The sequence below is a fragment of the Arcicella aquatica genome (assembly GCF_034928825.1).
GTDB lineage: Bacteria > Bacteroidota > Bacteroidia > Cytophagales > Spirosomataceae > Arcicella > Arcicella aquatica.
On sequence record NZ_JAYFUL010000037.1, the window covers coordinates 29,486 to 47,373 of the forward strand.

The following is a 17,888-nucleotide window of genomic DNA, read 5'->3' on the forward strand; positions in this document are numbered from 1 at the left end:
CTAAAACAATATTTAATATGCTTGACGATGAAAAGTTATAATCATTTTAGTAGTTACTGTAGAATGCTTTTTTCTCATCAATATCCAAGAAATCGATTTTAGGTTGTTTACAAACTACCAACCCTTGAACATCATAAGTTGGGCTATCAATATCAATTTTAGGGTACTTCTTTGCTTTGCCCTCAATTTTTATTATTATTTTTTCTTTGGTAAGTGATTTAAAAGTAATTGTTCCTTCTGACATCAAATAGCCTTCGCCAAGCTTATTTGCTTTATCCTTTATTCTACCAAACATTACGTTAGAGTAACTACTGGCTAGTTTTATAGGTATTTTAATGGGTCTGCCTTTATACCAGTCTATCCCACTAAAATGTATCATCGTATTTCCTTCAAATTGATCAAAGAAATTGATTGTAAAAGAGCGTTCGACAATTTCTAAATGTCCAGTAAAGACACTTTCAGCTTGATAGAAATTTGCTCCATTTAATTTAAAGATAAACTTAGATTGATTATTCTTTAATGATTGATAAATTTCTTCTTCTCTTTTATCAGCAGAGCAAGCCATTAAAAAAAAGCAAGGAATGAATACTATAAATACTTTAGATAATAAATGAATACGTTTAATCATGCTATTTTAAAAATTTATTGACAGATGAGATTAATAAAAAAATGCTCGTATGTACGAGCATTTTTTTATTGCATTAAAATTCAAATCTTCTAGTAACCAAAGTTTTGCGTCAAGTTAGGGTTAACTTCCAATTCTCTTTGTGGAATTGGAAATACAACACGGTAATCAGGTGAAGTAGCTGTACGGTTATCAACTGGTGCTAAGAATTTACCAAAACGAATTTGGTCATTTCTTCTCCAGCCTTCCCAGTACATTTCACGTCCACGTTCTGCTAATAAAGATGCTTCTGTTAAAGTAGCTAATGGATCAACGCCACGAGTAGTTCTCAAGCTATTAACAATTGTTAAAGCTCCCGAAGTATTTCCACCTCTAAACAAAGCTTCAGCTTTCATTAATAAAACATCTGCATAACGGAAGAATACATAATCATTGGCTGGTGAATCTATATCAGTGATATCTGGTGTGTATTTAATTACACGAATACCTGCTCTTTCATTGGCATTTTTAAGGTCAACTTCAGGCGTGAAAACCAATGGTTTACCTTCTCTATCCAATAATGTAACACCATTTAATCCATATTGTTGTCCAACCAAGAACCCAGCACGAACACCGCCTTTATCAGTTAAGCCTGGAATCGCTGCACCTGCACGGCTATCTTTCTGGTCAAAACTGTTATAGAAATCAGCTAAAGTAGTAAAACCATTCCATCCACTAGGAATAGTACTATAGTGAGACGTCATATAATAACGGTTTCTTACAGAAGAGTTATTCAAAAGACTAGCTCCTTTTTCATTCGGAATCACGAAAATCAATTCTTTTGATTTTGTACTATTGTCTGGGTGGAAATTGTCAAAGTAGTTCGCAGTCAAACTGTATTTTCCTGAATTGATTATAGCATCAGCATACGTAACCACAGCATCCATATCAGCTTTAGCAAAAGTAAACGGACCAGCTGGCTTAGTTGGATCTTGTGCAAATACAGCTTTGTTCAAATATACTTTAGCCAAAAGGAATGAAACTGCCTCTTTAGTTGCTAAACCTGTATTTGTTGCAGAAGCATTATCCAAATCACCAATTACGGCTTTTAAATCAGCAATAATTTGATCAGTCGCTTGAGTACGTGTTAATGCTAATGGTAAATCATTTGGCTTAGCTAAATCTTTAAATGCTACTTTACCAAAGATATCTACTGTATAAAACATATAGAAAGCACGTAAGTATTTAGCTTCAGCAACTTGTTTTTTAGTTGATCTAGTATCAGCAATAACTTCATTAGCTAAGGCATGACCTTTGTTTAAATTATTCCAAGCATTCAATACATCATCACTTTGGTTTGTCCAAGTATGCGTATGAAGATTTCGCCATCTACCATTATCATCCCAGTCAGCTCCTCTAGTTGGGCCTTGCATCTCATCAGATGGATGTTCTGTCAAAGCATAGATTGCAGCTTGGTCAGTGAACGTTCCTAAACTTTGATAAGTTGCTTTAAGTAATAAGTCAACTGCAGTATTCGATCTATCAGTACGATCAAGCACTGCATCATCTAATGAACTACACCCAATCGTTCCAGTCATTAATACAGTGATTAATGAAGGGATTAATATTTTTCTTATATTTTTCATTTTTGTATTTCAGATTATAAAATAATAGTACTATTGCAATAATTAACAAAACTCTTTTATTGCAAATTAACACTAAAATATTCTTAGAAATTAGCACTAAGACCAATAGTAAATGCTCTTGCTTTTGGATATGATATATAATCAATACCTAAAGTAGGAACTCCATTTCTAGTAGCCGCTGGGTTCGTAATTTCAGGATCTAAACCAGTATAGTTAGAGATTAACAGTAAGTTTTGTCCTGTTAATGAAATATTAAGCGATTTAGCATAGCTATTTGCTGGCAATTTCACAGTATATCCTATTGACAAGTTAGATACACGAATAAAATCAGATTTTTCTAGAAAAAACGTAGAAGGCACTGGAGCATCTCCATAAGCTTGACCTGTCGTACTTGAAACTGTCTGATATGTTACGTTATTCCCTTGTTTCAATGAAGCTCTGTTCAATACAGCGTTGGCAGTATTGTTGTAAATATATCCACCCGACTGACCGTTGATGAAGATACTTGCATTCCATGCACCATAAGTAAAGTTGTTAGTTAAACCCCAAGTCATAGTAGGGAATGGACTTCCTTTGTATGTTTTCTCAGCACCTAAAATAGTATTACCATTAGCATCATATCCTTTAAAATCCTGTAAGAAGAAACCATATAATGGATACCCTTGAGTAATTGGTTGAATATAAGCACCTGACAAACCTTGTCCGTATAAATTACCTGTTTGTATTGTTGTAGCACTCAATTTAGCTACTTCATTTTTCAAGAAAGTACTGTTAACCATTACTTCCCAATCCAATTTCTTACCTGATAAGATTTGGTAATTCAAACTAAATTCAACACCTGTGTTTCTAATATCAGCAGGAATGTTATCCCATCTGGTTGTAGCTGTTTCAGGCTGAGCTGCGGCAAAAGGGAACAATAGATTATCAGTACTTTTATTGAAATAATCAACCGTACCCGATAATTTACCCTTCAATAAAGCAAAGTCAAGACCTACCCCATAAGCAGTAGTTGTTTCCCATTTAATATTTGGGTTAGGAACATTTTCTTTAGATACATTTCCTCCTCCAGAATTAGGAGCATAAGTAGCCACAGAAGTATTAGTTGGGAACTCTTGGTTACCAGTAATACCATAACCTGTTCTTAATTTTAAATCAGAGAAAATCTCTTTTGGAATAAATGATTCGTTAGATAAACGCCAAGCAGCACCAAAAGATGGGAAATAACCGTATTTGTTATTGATACCAAATTTAGATGAACCATCCACACGAAGGGTAGCTGTTAACAAATATTTGTCGTTGTATGTGTAATTTACACGTCCAAAATAAGACTGTAACTCACTTTGTCCTTTACCTGAACCTCCTGTATATGCCTTATTTGTTCCACTATTATCAACAAAGCCAATATTATTTGTTAAATCACTACCAGGAACAGCAATAAAGTAATTTGCTTGTACATAATTGCTTTGGTTTTCGAATTTCTGATATGAGAAACCAGCAAGAGCATCCAATTTAGATTTTCCTAATACAGTTTTGTAATTTAAAGTATGCTCGATAGTAGTAGTAGTGACATAACGGTTAGCAATTCTAGCATAACCTTGGTTACCAGCAATACTGTTTGCAAAACCTATAGCACCTGGTAGAACCGCTGTTCTACTTACTGCATCTGAATTATCTAAACCAAAGTTAGCTTTGTAAAATAAATCTTTAGTAATGTTCCATGTTCCACTGAAGTTCATCAAAGTTCTTCCTGTATTAGCACCAATGCTGATTTGATTCAATAAAGCAACTGGGTTACGGAAAGCAGGCGTACCATTTGTAAAGAATGAACCGTCAGCATTGTAGATAGGATACGTAGGGTTTGTTTGAATCGCTCTACTGATTACGTTACCTTCAAAACCGATGTCACCACCAATCGCAGCACTTTTATCTTTGATTCTTGAAGTAGTCATTGCTACTGCTAAAACCACTTTGTTATCAAACAATTTGTGAGTAGCATTGATACGAGCAGTAAGCTTGTTCATTGCTGTTCCTTTTACTGTACCTTGCTGGTCGTTATAACCTAAAGAGAAGAAATAGTTAGTATTATCGTTTCCACCACCATAACTCAAGTTATAGTTTTGTGTGATAGCTGTACGATAAACTTCTTTTTGCCAGTCTGTAGTAGCACCACCATTAATCAATTTACTAGAAACATCTAAGCCAGCAGCTGTAGCATTTTTCAAGAAATCAGTTGGTGACATTACATCATAATTCTTGTAATTATTTGAAATAGAAGTATTTGCCGAGAAGTTCAAATTACTTTGTCCAGACTTTCCTTTTTTAGTTGTAATCAATACAACACCGTTTGCACCTCTAGAACCATAAATAGCTGCCGCAGAAGCATCTTTCAATACTGAGATATTTTCAATATCGTTAGGGTTGATAAAGTTCAATGGGTTTTTAGCGGCTGCATTACCGAAACCAGCACTACCGTCAGCACCATCAGTTGTACTTGAACCATCCAAAGGAATACCATCTACAACATATAATGGACCATTACCAGAACGGATTGAAGTGGTACCACGAATACGGATGTTAATACCAGTACCTGGTTCACCACTGTTTGGTGTCATTTGAACACCCGCAGCACGACCTTGTAATAATTGTTCTGGAGAAGCGATAACACCTTTGTTGAAATCTTTAGAAGTTAAAGCTACAACACCACCTGTTGCATCCTTTTTAGTAGTTGTACCATAACCTACTACCACTACTTCGTCTAAAGCTTTCGTTTCAGAAACTAATTTTACGTTCACTTCAGATTGGCTTCCTACTGCAATTTCTTGCTTTGCGAAACCAACAAATGTAAATACCAATGTTGCATTGCTAGGCACAGAAATTTTATAAGCTCCGTTAACATCTGTTTGAGTACCTCTACTTGTACCTTTTACTGCAACTGATACACCTGGCAATCCTGAACCGTCTCCTGATTCTGTTACTTTACCAGTTATAGTCCTATCTTGAGCATTTACGCCCATAGATACAAACATAGCAACAGCCATCATAACTACTTTAACTAGCGAGTTTGATGCTGCACCTTGTCGCACAGAGCGACAGAACCATCTGTAAAAATGATTATTCATAAGGTTTTGTTAAGATTTGAAAATGGTTAATGAAATCAAGAGAAACTTCACATAGTTTTATGACGAACGAAAGGAATGCTACCGAGTTAATTAAGTTTCAAAAAGAATGGATGTAAAATATGAAACTTTGGTATTTTCGCAATAAAAAATGTAAAATTGCTCTAATAAATCACTGCAAAGTAGAGGAAAAAGTTTCTATAATTCAATTTTTTTAGGAAAAAATTTAATTATCTGTTTTTTAATTTTCATCATAAAATTGTACTTATACCTATTTAAAAAACTCAACCAATATCATTGTTCTTGACAAAACTGTTCAAATAAAGTGCTTAAAGGCTCTTTTGTTAAAAAATGTTAAATTTTCAATTGACATTCTATTAATGTATTTTTGTACTTTTTCAATACAAATATCTTAATAAAATATTTTTCTAAGTTTCAAATTGATTTTATTGGTAAATTTGAAGTCTGAAAAAAGAACTTAGAAAAACTATATTATTCTTTGTAAAATCCAAAAATGACCAATCCAAACATTCTTACTCAACTTGCCAGTCAATTAGAAGGTGAACTCTATTTCGATACCGTCATGCGTACACTCTACGCAACTGATGCTTCGGCCTATAGAGAAATGCCCCAAGCTGTGGCACTTCCGAAAACGATTGAAGATATTAGAAAATTAATAAATTTCGCTCGTGACAATAAGACCTCCATTATTCCACGAACAGCTGGTACTTCGTTGGCGGGCCAAGTAGTTGGAAACGGCATCGTTGTAGACGTCTCTAAGAATTTCACTAAGATACTGGAAGTCAACAAGGATGAACATTGGGTAAGAGTACAACCAGGGGTAGTACGCGATGTACTGAATATAGAACTTAAAAAACATGGTCTGTTTTTTGGACCAGAAACATCCACTGCCAACCGTGCCATGATTGGCGGGATGGTGGGTAATAACTCTTGTGGGTCAAACTCGGTAGTGTATGGTTCTACCCGCGAGCATTTAATGGAAGTAAAAGCTATTTTAGCGGATGGAACTGATGTGGTTTTTAAAAGTGATAGCTTAAACGAGTTTAATGCTCTTGTGGAGTCAGCACGAAGTAAAAATGGGTCGGCTACTTTGGTGGATAAAATTTATTTGAAAACCAATCAGGTACTTTCAGATGAAAAAAATCAGGCGGAAATCAAGAATGAATTTCCGAAACCAACCATTGAAAGAAGAAATACAGGCTACGCCTTAGATATGTTATTGAATTGCGAGCCTTATACTGAAGGAGGCAAACCTTTCAATTTCTGTGAATTGATTGCTGGGTCAGAGGGTACACTTTGTTTTTTGACAGAAATCAAATTGCATGTAAACGATTTACCTCCTAAAGAAATAGGGTTGGTTTGTGTGCATTTCAATAATGTGGAGGAGTCTTTAAGAGCTAATTTGATTGCCTTAAAATACAAACCTTCAGCTTCGGAATTGATTGACCATTATATTCTGGAATGTACTAAAGCGAGTGTAGAGCATAGTCAAAACAGATTTTTTGTTCAAGGCGACCCAGGGGCTTTATTGGTAGTAGAATTGCGTTCGGATAATAAAGAGGAAATTGAACAACAAGCTAAAGCGATGGAAGCAGAAATGCGTGCGGCTGGTTTGGGTTATCATTTCCCTGTAATATATGGCGAAGATACCAAAAAGGTATGGAATCTTAGAAAAGCGGGATTGGGCTTATTGTCTAACCTTCCAGGGGACGAAAAAGCCGTCGCTGTCATTGAAGATACTGCGGTTGATGTAAACGATTTGCCAGATTTTATCCGTGAATTCAATGAGATTCTGACTGCTAATAATATGTATTCGGTACATTATGCCCATGCAGGTTCTGGCGAAATTCACTTACGTCCGATTATCAATTTAAAGACTGTTGAAGGGAACAAGCAATTTCGTTTAATAGCTGAGCAAATTGCTACTTTGGTAAAAAAATACAAAGGTTCGCTTTCGGGCGAACATGGCGACGGACGTTTGCGTGGTGAATTTATCCGCCAAATGGTGGGTGAACATAACTACGAGTTGATGAAGGAAGTAAAGCGTACTTGGGATCCATACAATGTGTTTAACCCCAACAAAATTGTGGATACACCGCCCATGGATACTTTTTTACGCTATACTCCGGGGCAACAAACACCTGAGTTTAAAACTACCTTCCGTTTTCAAGACCAAAATATTTTACAACATGCAGAGCAATGTAATGGCTCAGGCGATTGTAGAAAAACGCCTGCTTCGGGCGGAACGATGTGTCCTTCATACATGGCAACACGTAATGAAAAAGAAACTACCCGTGCTAGAGCCAACATTCTTCGTGAGTTTTTAACGCATTCGGACAAAGCCAACCGTTTCAATCACGAAGAAATCAAGGAAGTATTTGATTTATGTTTGGCTTGTAAAGGCTGTAAAGGCGAATGTCCATCAAATGTGGATGTAGCGAAATTGAAAATGGAATTTTTGCACCAATATTATAAAGAAAATGGTGTACCTATTCGTAGTCGCTTAGTGGCGAATTTCTCATCGCTTTCAAAGGTGGCATCTTATGTACCATGGGCTTATAATTTTATTTTTGATACGCCTGCTCTTCGTAAAATTGCGAACACTGTAGTGGGTTTTCACCCTGACAGAACGATGCCTTTGTTGGCAAATACTACTTTGAAGAAATGGGCTGAGAAGAACCTCACCCCCCCTGCCCCCTCTCCTTCAGAGAGGGGGGGAAACTCTTCGATAAAAACTCCCCTCTCTGAAGGAGAGGGGGCGGGGGTGAGGTTAAAAACTGTTTACCTCTTTATCGATGAATTCACTAATTATAATGATGTTGAAATCGGTATTACAGCTGTAAAATTGTTAAATCGTTTGGGTTATGAAGTAATTATTCCTAACCATGCAGAGTCTGGCCGTCCTCAGTTATCAAAAGGCTTGTTAGATGATGCTAAGAAATTGGCGAATAAAAACGTTAGCCTTTTAAAAGATGTCATTACGGCAGAAACTCCTTTGATAGGTATTGAACCGTCGGCAATTCTAACTTTCCGTGATGAATATCCTGATTTAGTCGATGATGATTTAGTGGATTCAGCAAAAGCTTTAGCCAAAAATGTTTTTATGATTGAAGAGTTTTTAGCCAAAGAAATTGATGCAAAGCGTATTTCTAAAAAGGTATTTACTACCGAAAAACGTTTGATTAAACTACATGGGCATTGTCAGCAAAAAGCATTGTCTAGTTTAGTGCCAGCGAAGAAAACCCTTTCGTTGCCAGAAAACTATGAAGTACAAATTATTCCTTCGGGATGTTGTGGTATGGCGGGTTCTTTTGGTTATGAGAAAGAACATTTTGAATTATCAAACCAAGTAGGTGAACTAGTACTTTTCCCAACCATTCGTCAGCAAGGTGAGGATGTAATCATTGCGGCTTCTGGTACAAGTTGCCGTCACCAAATTCATGATGGTACTGGCAGAACGGCTAAACATGCCGTTGAGATTTTGTTTGAGGCTTTGGTGTAGAGATTATTCTTTTATCAACCAAAATCAATTATTTATAATATGTAGCGGTAGCCCTTGCGGTTACCGTTTGCATTTTAAAGGGTTTTCTATTTCCTTAACAAAGCAATAATATACCAGTACAGTTTAATCCTCGTCTCTACTTTATCTTTGTAGCCATATCAACTTATCTATTTAACAGAAGCGGTTTGGTGAATCTTTTCAGATTCCCGACATACGAATTCTGATAGTCAATAACAAAATCAACACATGGAATCAAGAAGAGAGTTTATCAAAAAAGCGTCAGTATTAGCCAGTGGAGCAAGTTTTCTAGGGATGTTACCTGCTTCTATTCAAAAAGCTATGGCCATTAACCCTGCCGAAGGAAGTACTTTCTGGGATGCCGAGCATGTCGTGATTTTGATGCAAGAAAACCGTTCGTTCGACCATTGTTTTGGTACTTTACAAGGAGTCCGTGGTTTTAACGACCCACGTGCTATCACTCTCCCTAGTAAAAATAAAGTATGGTTACAACAAAACGAAAAAGGTGAAACCTTTGCTCCTTTTCGCTTAAACCTGCGAGATTCTAATGCCACTTGGATGAGTTCATTACCACACTCTTGGGAAAACCAAGTGGATGCTCTGAACGGTGGTAAAAATGACAAATGGCTTCATGTAAAACAATCTGGACATAAAGAATATAAAGATTTACCCCTGACACTGGGTTATTATAATCGTGAGGATATTCCTTTTTATTATGCTTTGGCAGATGCTTTTACGGTATGTGATCAAAATTTCTGTTCTTCGTTAACAGGGACAACGCCTAATCGTTTATACTTATGGACGGGTACGATTCGTGAGCAACAAGATTTTTCTTCAAAGGCAAACGTTAAAAATGAGGACGTTGATTACGGCAAATGGGCTAAATGGAAAACGTTCCCTGAACGCTTGGAAGAAAACGGTATCTCGTGGAAAATATATCAAAATGAAATCAGTTTGCCTACGGGCCTAGAGGGTGAAGGCGATGCTTGGTTAGCTAATTTTACGGATAATCCTATTGAATGGTTTGAGCAATATCAAGTAAAATTTTCGCCAGAATACTATCGCTATATTCAGGAGGTAGTGAAGTTTTTACCAAAAGAAATTGAAAAACTGACTAGCGAAATCCCTACGCTTGCTGTGGGTAGCGATGCTTTGAAAAAAGCTGAAAGGACTTTGGCACAGAAGAAAATGTACTTAAAAATTGCTCAGGAAGATATTGTTAATTATACACCAGAGAATTTTGCAAAGCTTTCTGCTTTCCAGAAAAACATTCACCAGAAAGCATTTACTAATAACCGCAACGACCCACATTTTCACGAGCTTACGTCATTAGAATATACTGATAATGGTACAGCCCGAAAGCTAGAAGTTCCTAAAGGAGATGTATTGCATCAGTTCCGACAAGATGTAACTAAGAACCAATTACCGGCTGTCACTTGGCTAGTTGCTCCTGAAAACTTCTCTGACCACCCTGGTGCTCCGTGGTATGGTGCGTGGTATTTATCAGAAGTGATGGATATTCTTACGCAAAATCCTGAGGTTTGGAAGAAAACCATTTTCATTTTATGCTATGATGAAAACGATGGTTATTTCGACCATATTCCTCCTTTCCTTCCTCCACATCATAAAATAGCTAATACTGGCAAAGTATCTTCGGGCATTGATGTGTCGGTAGAACAAGTAAATATTAATGATGAGAAAAAGCGTGGTTATAAAAATCCAGAAACCGAAACACGTGATGGTGCTATCGGTTTAGGTTTTAGAGTACCTTTAGTAATCGCTTCGCCTTGGAGCAGAGGAGGCAATGTATGCTCTGAGATATTCGACCATACTTCTATACTACAGTTTTTAGAGAAATTTCTGAGTAAAAAAACGAAGAAAAATATCAAGGAAGAAAACATTTCGGAATGGAGAAGAACCATCTGTGGAGATTTAACCTCGGTGTTTAAACCTTACAATGGCGAGAAAATAGCGCTCCCTACTTTTGTTGAAAAAGAACCTTTTATTCAAAGCGTACATAAAGCTAAATTCAAGAATGTACCATCTAATTTCAAGGCTTTATCGGCTACAGAAATCAGCGAAGCTAATACAAAAGGCACTGCATCTGACTTAATGCCTAAACAAGAAAAAGGTATTCGTAAAGCTTGTGCTTTGCCTTATGAATTATACGTAGAAGGTAGTTTGAGCGCTGATAAAAAATCCTTTGAGATTACTTTTTCGGCTGATAATAAAGTATTTGGTACAAAATCAGCGGGGGCTGCCTTTATAGTTTATGCTCGCCAATCGTTATCCCAAAAAGATGAATTACATACACGCAATTACGCTGTAAAGGCTGGCGATATATTAAAGGATAGTTGGCAATTAAGTGATTTTGGTGATAATCAATATCATATAGAGGTCTACGGCCCGAATGGTTTCTTTAGATGTTTTAAAGGGAATGCGACAACTCCTAAGGTTGAAACGACACTAACGTATCAAGGTACTAAACCAAGTTTGACAGGAAATGTTGTCTTGACAATAAAAAATACTGACGCACAAACGCTTCGTTTTGTCATTGAGGATATGAGCTACAAGACAGGCAAAAAAGTAGTAGAAGTAGCCAAAGGCAAAACGGTATCTGTTCCTTTAGATTTAGCAAAAAGCCATGCATGGTATGACATTTCAGTAAAAATTGAAGGAAACCCAACTTTTGAGCAACGTTATGCAGGACACATTGAAACTGGGAAAGAAAGCTATACCGACCCAGCTATGGGGCAGGTAATATAGGCTTTATTTACTGATGCGAAACCTGTCCAACATCAATATATTTATAACGGTAGCCCTTTCGGTTACCGTTTTTATTTGTCGGCAATCGCAAGGGAGCCAACAGTTTTAAATTTATCCAAATAATGGATGACAATAGAAAAGTCAGGCGTAATGCTAAAAAAACTATTACATGTCTTAATTTTAAGGAAAATTCAATAGCTGTAGTATTACCCTCTGAATCATTATGAAAATCATAAAACTCTTAAAAATTAGCTCGCTGGTTTATTTATTGATTCCTACTTACCTCTTTTTACTGACATGGGTAAAGCTTGAAGTTGGTATCACTGCTTGCTTAATAATTAGTGTCTTTGGTTTTCTGTATCTTAAAAATCTTCAATCTTATGATTTTCGTACCCTGAAAAATCCACTCTCTTGGCTTACGGTTTTTGGGGCTTTTATCCTTGCTTTGCTTGTTAATTTATTGGTGGGTATCGGTGAATTCAGAGAGCAATCGATTGATTTCATGGCGAATAACCTAAAATACCGCGACCTTGTCCAAAACCAATGGCCTTTGTATTATCCAACATTTAAGGTTTATATGTGCTATTATCTGGGCTATTATTTACCTACAGCAGGCTTGGGCAAAATCGTTGGATTAGAATATTGTCGGTATATTTCTTTAATATGGAGTACCATTGGTACTTTCTTGGTATTTGCGTGGGTAAGTACTTTTCTAGATAAATATAGAATTATGGCTATTGCTGTAATCGTCTTTTTTTCAAATGCTTGGCTATGTTATAAAGTCATTTATTGGCTAGATTTTCAATCTTATATATATCCCCCCTATCATGTAAAACTAAATGCTTTCTGGCTAATGCGTCCGCCTTTTTGGGATGGATTTTCTTTAGCACCACAACATATTTTGCCTGCTTGTTTGGGAGCTTGTTTTATGTTAGAAGCCAACTTTGTAAAGAAAGTAAATTTAGATGAAATCTTATTGATGTTATTAGCCACCATGTATTGGAGTCCGTTAGCAAGCATTGGCATTTTCCCTTTTGTGCTGTACTATTATTTAAGTAATTGGTCTGTATTCTTTCAATGGAAAAGCATTTTACTGAAGATAATGTTAGTAATAGCTTTTAGCCCACTAATGATTTACTTTCTAAGTACACAAGGTGTAAATCATGGTAATACCTTATTTATGTGGCAAGCGGGGATTAATCAATGGTATTGGTGTTATCTCTTTTACATCGTTTTCAATTTCTTGACGTGGTATTTTTTCCTAAGACAATTCGAGCATCCTTTCAAAAAGATGGTAGGGGTTTCATTGTTGTTTCTCATCATTATTCCCTTGTATCAAATCGGTATTGCTAACGATTTAAACATTAGGGCTTCTATTCCTGCTATGCTCATTCTTACGGTTGCTATTGCTTATGTTTTTGTGCATCACCGTAGTCCTAAAATATTTTATTGGCTGGGCCTTGTGTTCTTTTTGATTAATACCTTGCCTACTTTACATCAAGTTTACAAAAGTATGTTGCCTTCAAAACCACAAACAACTATCGTAAAAGCGGACTATCATCAGCTACATAATATGTTGTCTTTTCAAGCCGTAATGTATGGCGATAGCACGGCTGTTTTGGAATACTCTTTGAAGAATGGTTCTTTTTTTGAGAAGTGTTTGTTGAAGAAGTAGGGGTATTTTAAATATATTTCCCTTAAAATTTTCGATTCTTCATTTTCTATTAGCTGGTGACTTAAGTCACCAGCTAATAGAAAATGAATTTTGAGAATATAATATAAGTCCTTCTCCATCAGAAATATCATTGCTAGTTTAATTTCAAGCAACCATAATATTTTCCTAAAAAAACAAAAAACTCCCGCTCAAGTGAACGAGAGTTTTAGAAACCTAACCACTAAATATTTAAAATTTTACTGAGCATTTAAAGACGCTAATCTTAATTTGAGCGATTTCTTTTTGCCCTAGATTGTAGTTGATGCTACTTTTCTATTGTCTTTATTAACTTTTACTAGTCCTATTTCTCTTTGACTATCCTCGTCTGTATTATCCATTAGAAGTGTCTGATAGTTTTCTATTTATACAGAAACCATAAAGCGTTTATCTGTATTATCGCTTCTTCACTAGTACGATAAAAAATATCTTTAGGTGACAGGTGTAATCCAATTATTTTTTATTCTTTCATCTACTTTATTGTATTTATCAAAAAACGTGCGGATTAGTAATTGAGTTATCTAGAACAGGGGGCGGATTTGTGTAAAGGATCGATATTTAGGATTTATAGAAGTGGAATATCACTAGCATCTGGGGCAAAGGTAGAAATTGGGTGTAATAACAAAAAAATAAAAGAGTCCAAACTTATAAATCTGCACTTATTTATTGAGTGAGTTAGTGAATGAGTGAGTTGTGAGTTAGCGAATTGTGAGTTATTGGGGTGGGAATAAATTAAATAAAACTAGTAGATAATAATCAAAAACATTACCTACTAAAAATCACTAATCCATAATTATAATAACTCACTAATTCACTAACTCACAACTCACTCATTCACTAACTCACTAACTTACACCCGTCTTTCTTTACGGTATTCCGCTGGGGTTTGGCTTGCGTATTTTTTAAACACTGCATAAAAAGATGACTTTGAATTGAAACCACATTCATAACCTATTCCTTCCAAAGTAAGGTGTGTATATTCAGATATTATCAATTTCTTTTTGGCTTCTTCTACACGATAAGTATTCACAAAATCGAAGAAGTTTTTTTGAAAGTGCTGATTCAAGATTTTAGATAATTGATAGCTAGGAATCCCTAAATCGTCTGAGAGTATCTTAATAGTAAGTTCAGGATTCAGATAAGGTTTATTAACCTCCATAAACTGGAGCAAAGTATTGATAAAACTATCGTCGAGCGTTGGCATGGCTACAACGACTTTTGTTTCATCCAATTTTGGAATTCCTTTTTGATGTATTTCTTCTGAAAAAGTTTCTAATGTAGTAAACAGCTCTGGATGAGCATATGCTTTCCAAGCAACAAAACTTAAAATTGGTAATTGCATCAGTGGCACATAAGGAAAAAACTTGATACTTATCAAGCCATATCCCAAGGGCAATACGAAGTGGAAAATCATCAAAAAAAGTAAAATATTAAACAGCCAAACCAGTCTTAGTTTTTCGATATTCGAGAAGTAAGTAGTTAACGCCAATCGGTATTTCAATACTGCTACCAAACTAGCTACCAAATAAGCAACATTTGAAAGATATAACAGTAAATGGTAAGGTCTATTGACAGGATGTTTATCAAGCTTGATCAGTGCTACATACTGATGAATTTCGTTAGAAGGGATAAAAAACAGTTTACCATAAAAGAAAATAGTAGCGACAATAGCAGGTACAAAATGTAGATAAGTAGTGCCTTGGTATTTTATTGTTTTGCCTGTATAAGTCTTTACAAAAAAGTATAATAATACACCCCAAAGAAACCGAAACCCTGCGCTAAAATGAATAAAGTAAGGAATATGATTAATAATATCAGACAGTCGGAAGGCAAAAAAATGCAAATTGCTTATGGCTTGCAATAAAAAAAGTAGGCCTAAATAAAGATTACTTTCCGCATTGTTATGTCGGTTTTTCAGAAAGAAAACAGCCAAGCCCAGCAAAAAGAAAACACTCCCAAAGCCAATCCAATTAAAAAGCATTTTGTTCAATCGATTTTAAAACTCAGTATTTCAATAAAGCCCAAAATCAAATTTACACAAATTTTGTGTTTTATGATGTATTGATACGGAAAGCTCAAAAAGCTCCCCGTAATCTATCTGCCAGTTCATTAGGCAATGGGCTTTGTATAAGTGCCTCCGCAGCTTTTTCTACGTCATATTCCACACGCTTAAAAGCAACTTCAATCTCTGATGAATCGGGATGGATTGTTAATAGTACATAACACCCCCTGATATCTCCATCTTTGGGTTTGCCTAAAGAACCAATGTTGATAATATGCTTCTTCTTACCATCTCGCTCTATTACCCGATGATACGGTTTATGCGAATGCCCAAAACATAAAATATCGGCCTTGGCTTCTACCATGATGGCGTCTACATCATCTTCATCCATATCTGGCAAGATATACTCCGTAATACTTCTCGGACTAGCATGTACCATCAGCATTTGTTTTTCTGTGCCTTGAATAAAGAACGACAGTCGGATATGATGTGGTAATGACAATAGATATTCACGATGCTGTTTTTCTATGATATCATAGGCATACTTGCTAGCCGTTATTTCACTTTCAGATTCAAAAGGTAGCGTAACTTTTATGTCATGATTGCCCGCTAGCGTAGCAATTCTTCTTGATTTAATGGCTTCAATTACTTCGTTTGGCCAAATATGGTATCCTACCAAATCGCCCAAGCAATAAATGGTATCAGGCTTTTGCTGTTCTACATCAGCAAAAAAAGCATCTAAGGCAAGCACATTGGCATGTATATCACTGAATAAGGCAATTTTCATACGTTTATGATTGTAGTTGAGCTTCCGTTGAATAATATTTTTTCCTAAACCAAAAGGCTAAATTTACCAAGGCAATCAGTGCGGGAACTTCTACCAAAGGACCTATTACTCCTGTAAAAGCCTCACCACTGTTAATCCCAAAAATACCAATGGCTACGGCAATAGCCAATTCAAAATTATTGCCTGTAGCTGTAAAAGCGATAGAGGTACTTTTGGAATAATCTGCCCCAAATGTTTTACCCACAAAAAAGCTTAGGACAAACATGATGACAAAGTAAATCACTAAAGGAATGGCTATTAACACAACATCAAAAGGGATTTTCACGATTAATTCGCCTTTTAAGCTAAACATTATTACTATTGTAAAAAGTAAGGCTATCAAGGTAATGGGTGAAATAAAAGGCACATACTTTGTTTGAAACCATTCCTCTCCTTTGATTTTTATCAAAACATATCGACTAATAAAGCCTGTCGCAAAGGGAATCCCCAAATAAATAGCTACGCTTTCGGCAATTTGCCCAATGGTAATATTTACTTCAAGTCCCGTTAAACCAAAATACGGGGGCAGAATAGTAATAAACACATACGCATACACACTGTATAAAAGTACTTGGAAAATACTATTGAGGGCTATTAGACCTGCGGCATATTCTCGGTTTCCTTCCGCTAATTCGTTCCAGACCACCACCATGGCTATGCATCGAGCCAGCCCTATCAGGATTAAGCCAATCATATAGGCAGGGTGTTCTCTTAGAAAAGTAATGGCTAATAAAAACATCAAGATTGGTCCAACAAGCCAATTTAATATCAAAGAAGCTGTTAGCACTTTGGTATTTTTGAAGACTTCGCCCATGTTTTCGTATTTTACTTTGGCCAAAGGTGGATACATCATCAGTATCAAGCCAATTGCCAAGGGTATATTGGTCGTGCCATGAGAGAACGAGTTAATAAAAGTTGCTGTTGATGGAAAAAAATAGCCCAAGCCTACGCCTATCCCCATTGCTAAGAATATCCAAAAGGTGAGATAACTATCTAAAAAGCTCAATTTTTTACGTTCAGCTACGGGAGCACAATGATTGGCAGACATATTTATTGAATATTTGAAAAGACAAAAAGAGTTTCTTGGGCAATCTGACGCGACCGTTCTTCATATTTAGCCTCTTGAAGTGGTGTATTATCAAAAGCCTTGGGGTCATCATAGGTTGTACCTATTCGCAGTTCTACGCCATGGATAAAAGGACAGTTTTCTTCTGCATCCGAGCAAGTCATGATGGCAGCAAAATGTTCTTGTGGATTTACGGCATCATTATATACTTTTGAAAAACAAGTAGTGCTTTCATTTTCACTAAACCGCACGGTATAAACAGGATTGTTAGTATTGTCACTACTTTCAATTAAAAAGCCTGTTCTTTTCAGTGCATTAATAGCATTGATATTAAAAGCCGTGGCTTCTGTGCCACCAGAATAGGTTTTCACATTTTGCACACCATAATAGGATGCCGAAACGGCTGCCCAAATTTGCCCGAAATGACTTCTTCTTGAATTATGAGTACATACATAAACCAATTGGATAGGCTGGTTAGCATCTTTCTTAGCTTGAATGTATTTACTAATTTTTAGCAACAAAGTTTGTCTTTGTTCAGGAATAGTATCGAATGAATTAACTAATTCATCGCATAGATTTTTGATTGGAGGATACATTATTTCAAAAATTT

Annotated in this window: 10 protein-coding genes; 3 read left to right on the top strand and 7 right to left on the bottom strand. The window is 36.0% G+C overall.

The window, feature by feature from the left end; all coding sequences use genetic code 11:
- Positions 1-46: 46 nt before the first annotated feature.
- From VB264_RS18455 to VB264_RS18465, 3 genes are all read right to left on the bottom strand, one after another.
- Positions 47-628, bottom strand: a complete 582-nt coding sequence (locus VB264_RS18455) for a hypothetical protein (protein ID WP_323251701.1) — start codon at positions 626-628, stop codon at positions 47-49.
- Between the two features lie 89 nt (positions 629-717).
- Entirely contained in the window at positions 718-2,250 is a 1,533-nt protein-coding gene (locus VB264_RS18460) for a RagB/SusD family nutrient uptake outer membrane protein (RefSeq protein WP_323251703.1), read from the bottom strand.
- Positions 2,251-2,333: 83 nt separating this feature from the next.
- Positions 2,334-5,369, bottom strand: a complete 3,036-nt coding sequence (locus VB264_RS18465) for a SusC/RagA family TonB-linked outer membrane protein (protein ID WP_323251705.1) — start codon at positions 5,367-5,369, stop codon at positions 2,334-2,336.
- A 511-nt stretch (positions 5,370-5,880) separates the two neighbouring features.
- Between VB264_RS18465 and VB264_RS18470 the strand changes: the two genes are divergently transcribed.
- The 3 genes from VB264_RS18470 to VB264_RS18480 all read left to right on the top strand — a co-directional run bounded on the left by VB264_RS18470 (position 5,881) and on the right by VB264_RS18480 (position 13,348).
- Positions 5,881-8,889 (top strand): FAD-binding and (Fe-S)-binding domain-containing protein, encoded by a 3,009-nt coding sequence (locus VB264_RS18470; protein WP_323251707.1) that lies wholly within the window; start codon positions 5,881-5,883, stop codon positions 8,887-8,889.
- Between the two features lie 246 nt (positions 8,890-9,135).
- A complete protein-coding gene (locus VB264_RS18475; RefSeq protein WP_323251710.1) occupies positions 9,136-11,673 on the top strand; it encodes a phosphocholine-specific phospholipase C in 2,538 nt (845 codons plus the stop codon).
- 223 nt (positions 11,674-11,896) lie between these two features.
- Positions 11,897-13,348, top strand: coding sequence for a hypothetical protein (locus VB264_RS18480; RefSeq protein ID WP_323251712.1), 1,452 nt, complete (start codon positions 11,897-11,899; stop codon positions 13,346-13,348).
- An 886-nt stretch (positions 13,349-14,234) separates the two neighbouring features.
- On the opposite strand, the gene VB264_RS18485 is transcribed toward VB264_RS18480, so the two are convergent.
- From VB264_RS18485 to VB264_RS18500, 4 genes are all read right to left on the bottom strand, one after another.
- Positions 14,235-15,365: a helix-turn-helix domain-containing protein gene (locus tag VB264_RS18485; RefSeq protein ID WP_323251714.1), complete on the bottom strand. Its 1,131-nt coding sequence runs from the start codon at positions 15,363-15,365 to the stop codon at positions 14,235-14,237.
- Positions 15,366-15,459: 94 nt separating this feature from the next.
- Positions 15,460-16,173, bottom strand: a complete 714-nt coding sequence (locus VB264_RS18490) for a metallophosphoesterase family protein (protein WP_323251716.1) — start codon at positions 16,171-16,173, stop codon at positions 15,460-15,462.
- A gap of 4 nt (positions 16,174-16,177) precedes the next feature.
- On the bottom strand, positions 16,178-17,260 hold the full coding sequence (arsB, locus tag VB264_RS18495) for an ACR3 family arsenite efflux transporter (protein WP_323251718.1): 1,083 nt from the start codon (positions 17,258-17,260) through the stop codon (positions 16,178-16,180).
- A 2-nt stretch (positions 17,261-17,262) separates the two neighbouring features.
- On the bottom strand, positions 17,263-17,874 hold the full coding sequence (locus VB264_RS18500) for a low molecular weight phosphatase family protein (protein ID WP_323251720.1): 612 nt from the start codon (positions 17,872-17,874) through the stop codon (positions 17,263-17,265).
- Positions 17,875-17,888: the final 14 nt, after the last annotated feature.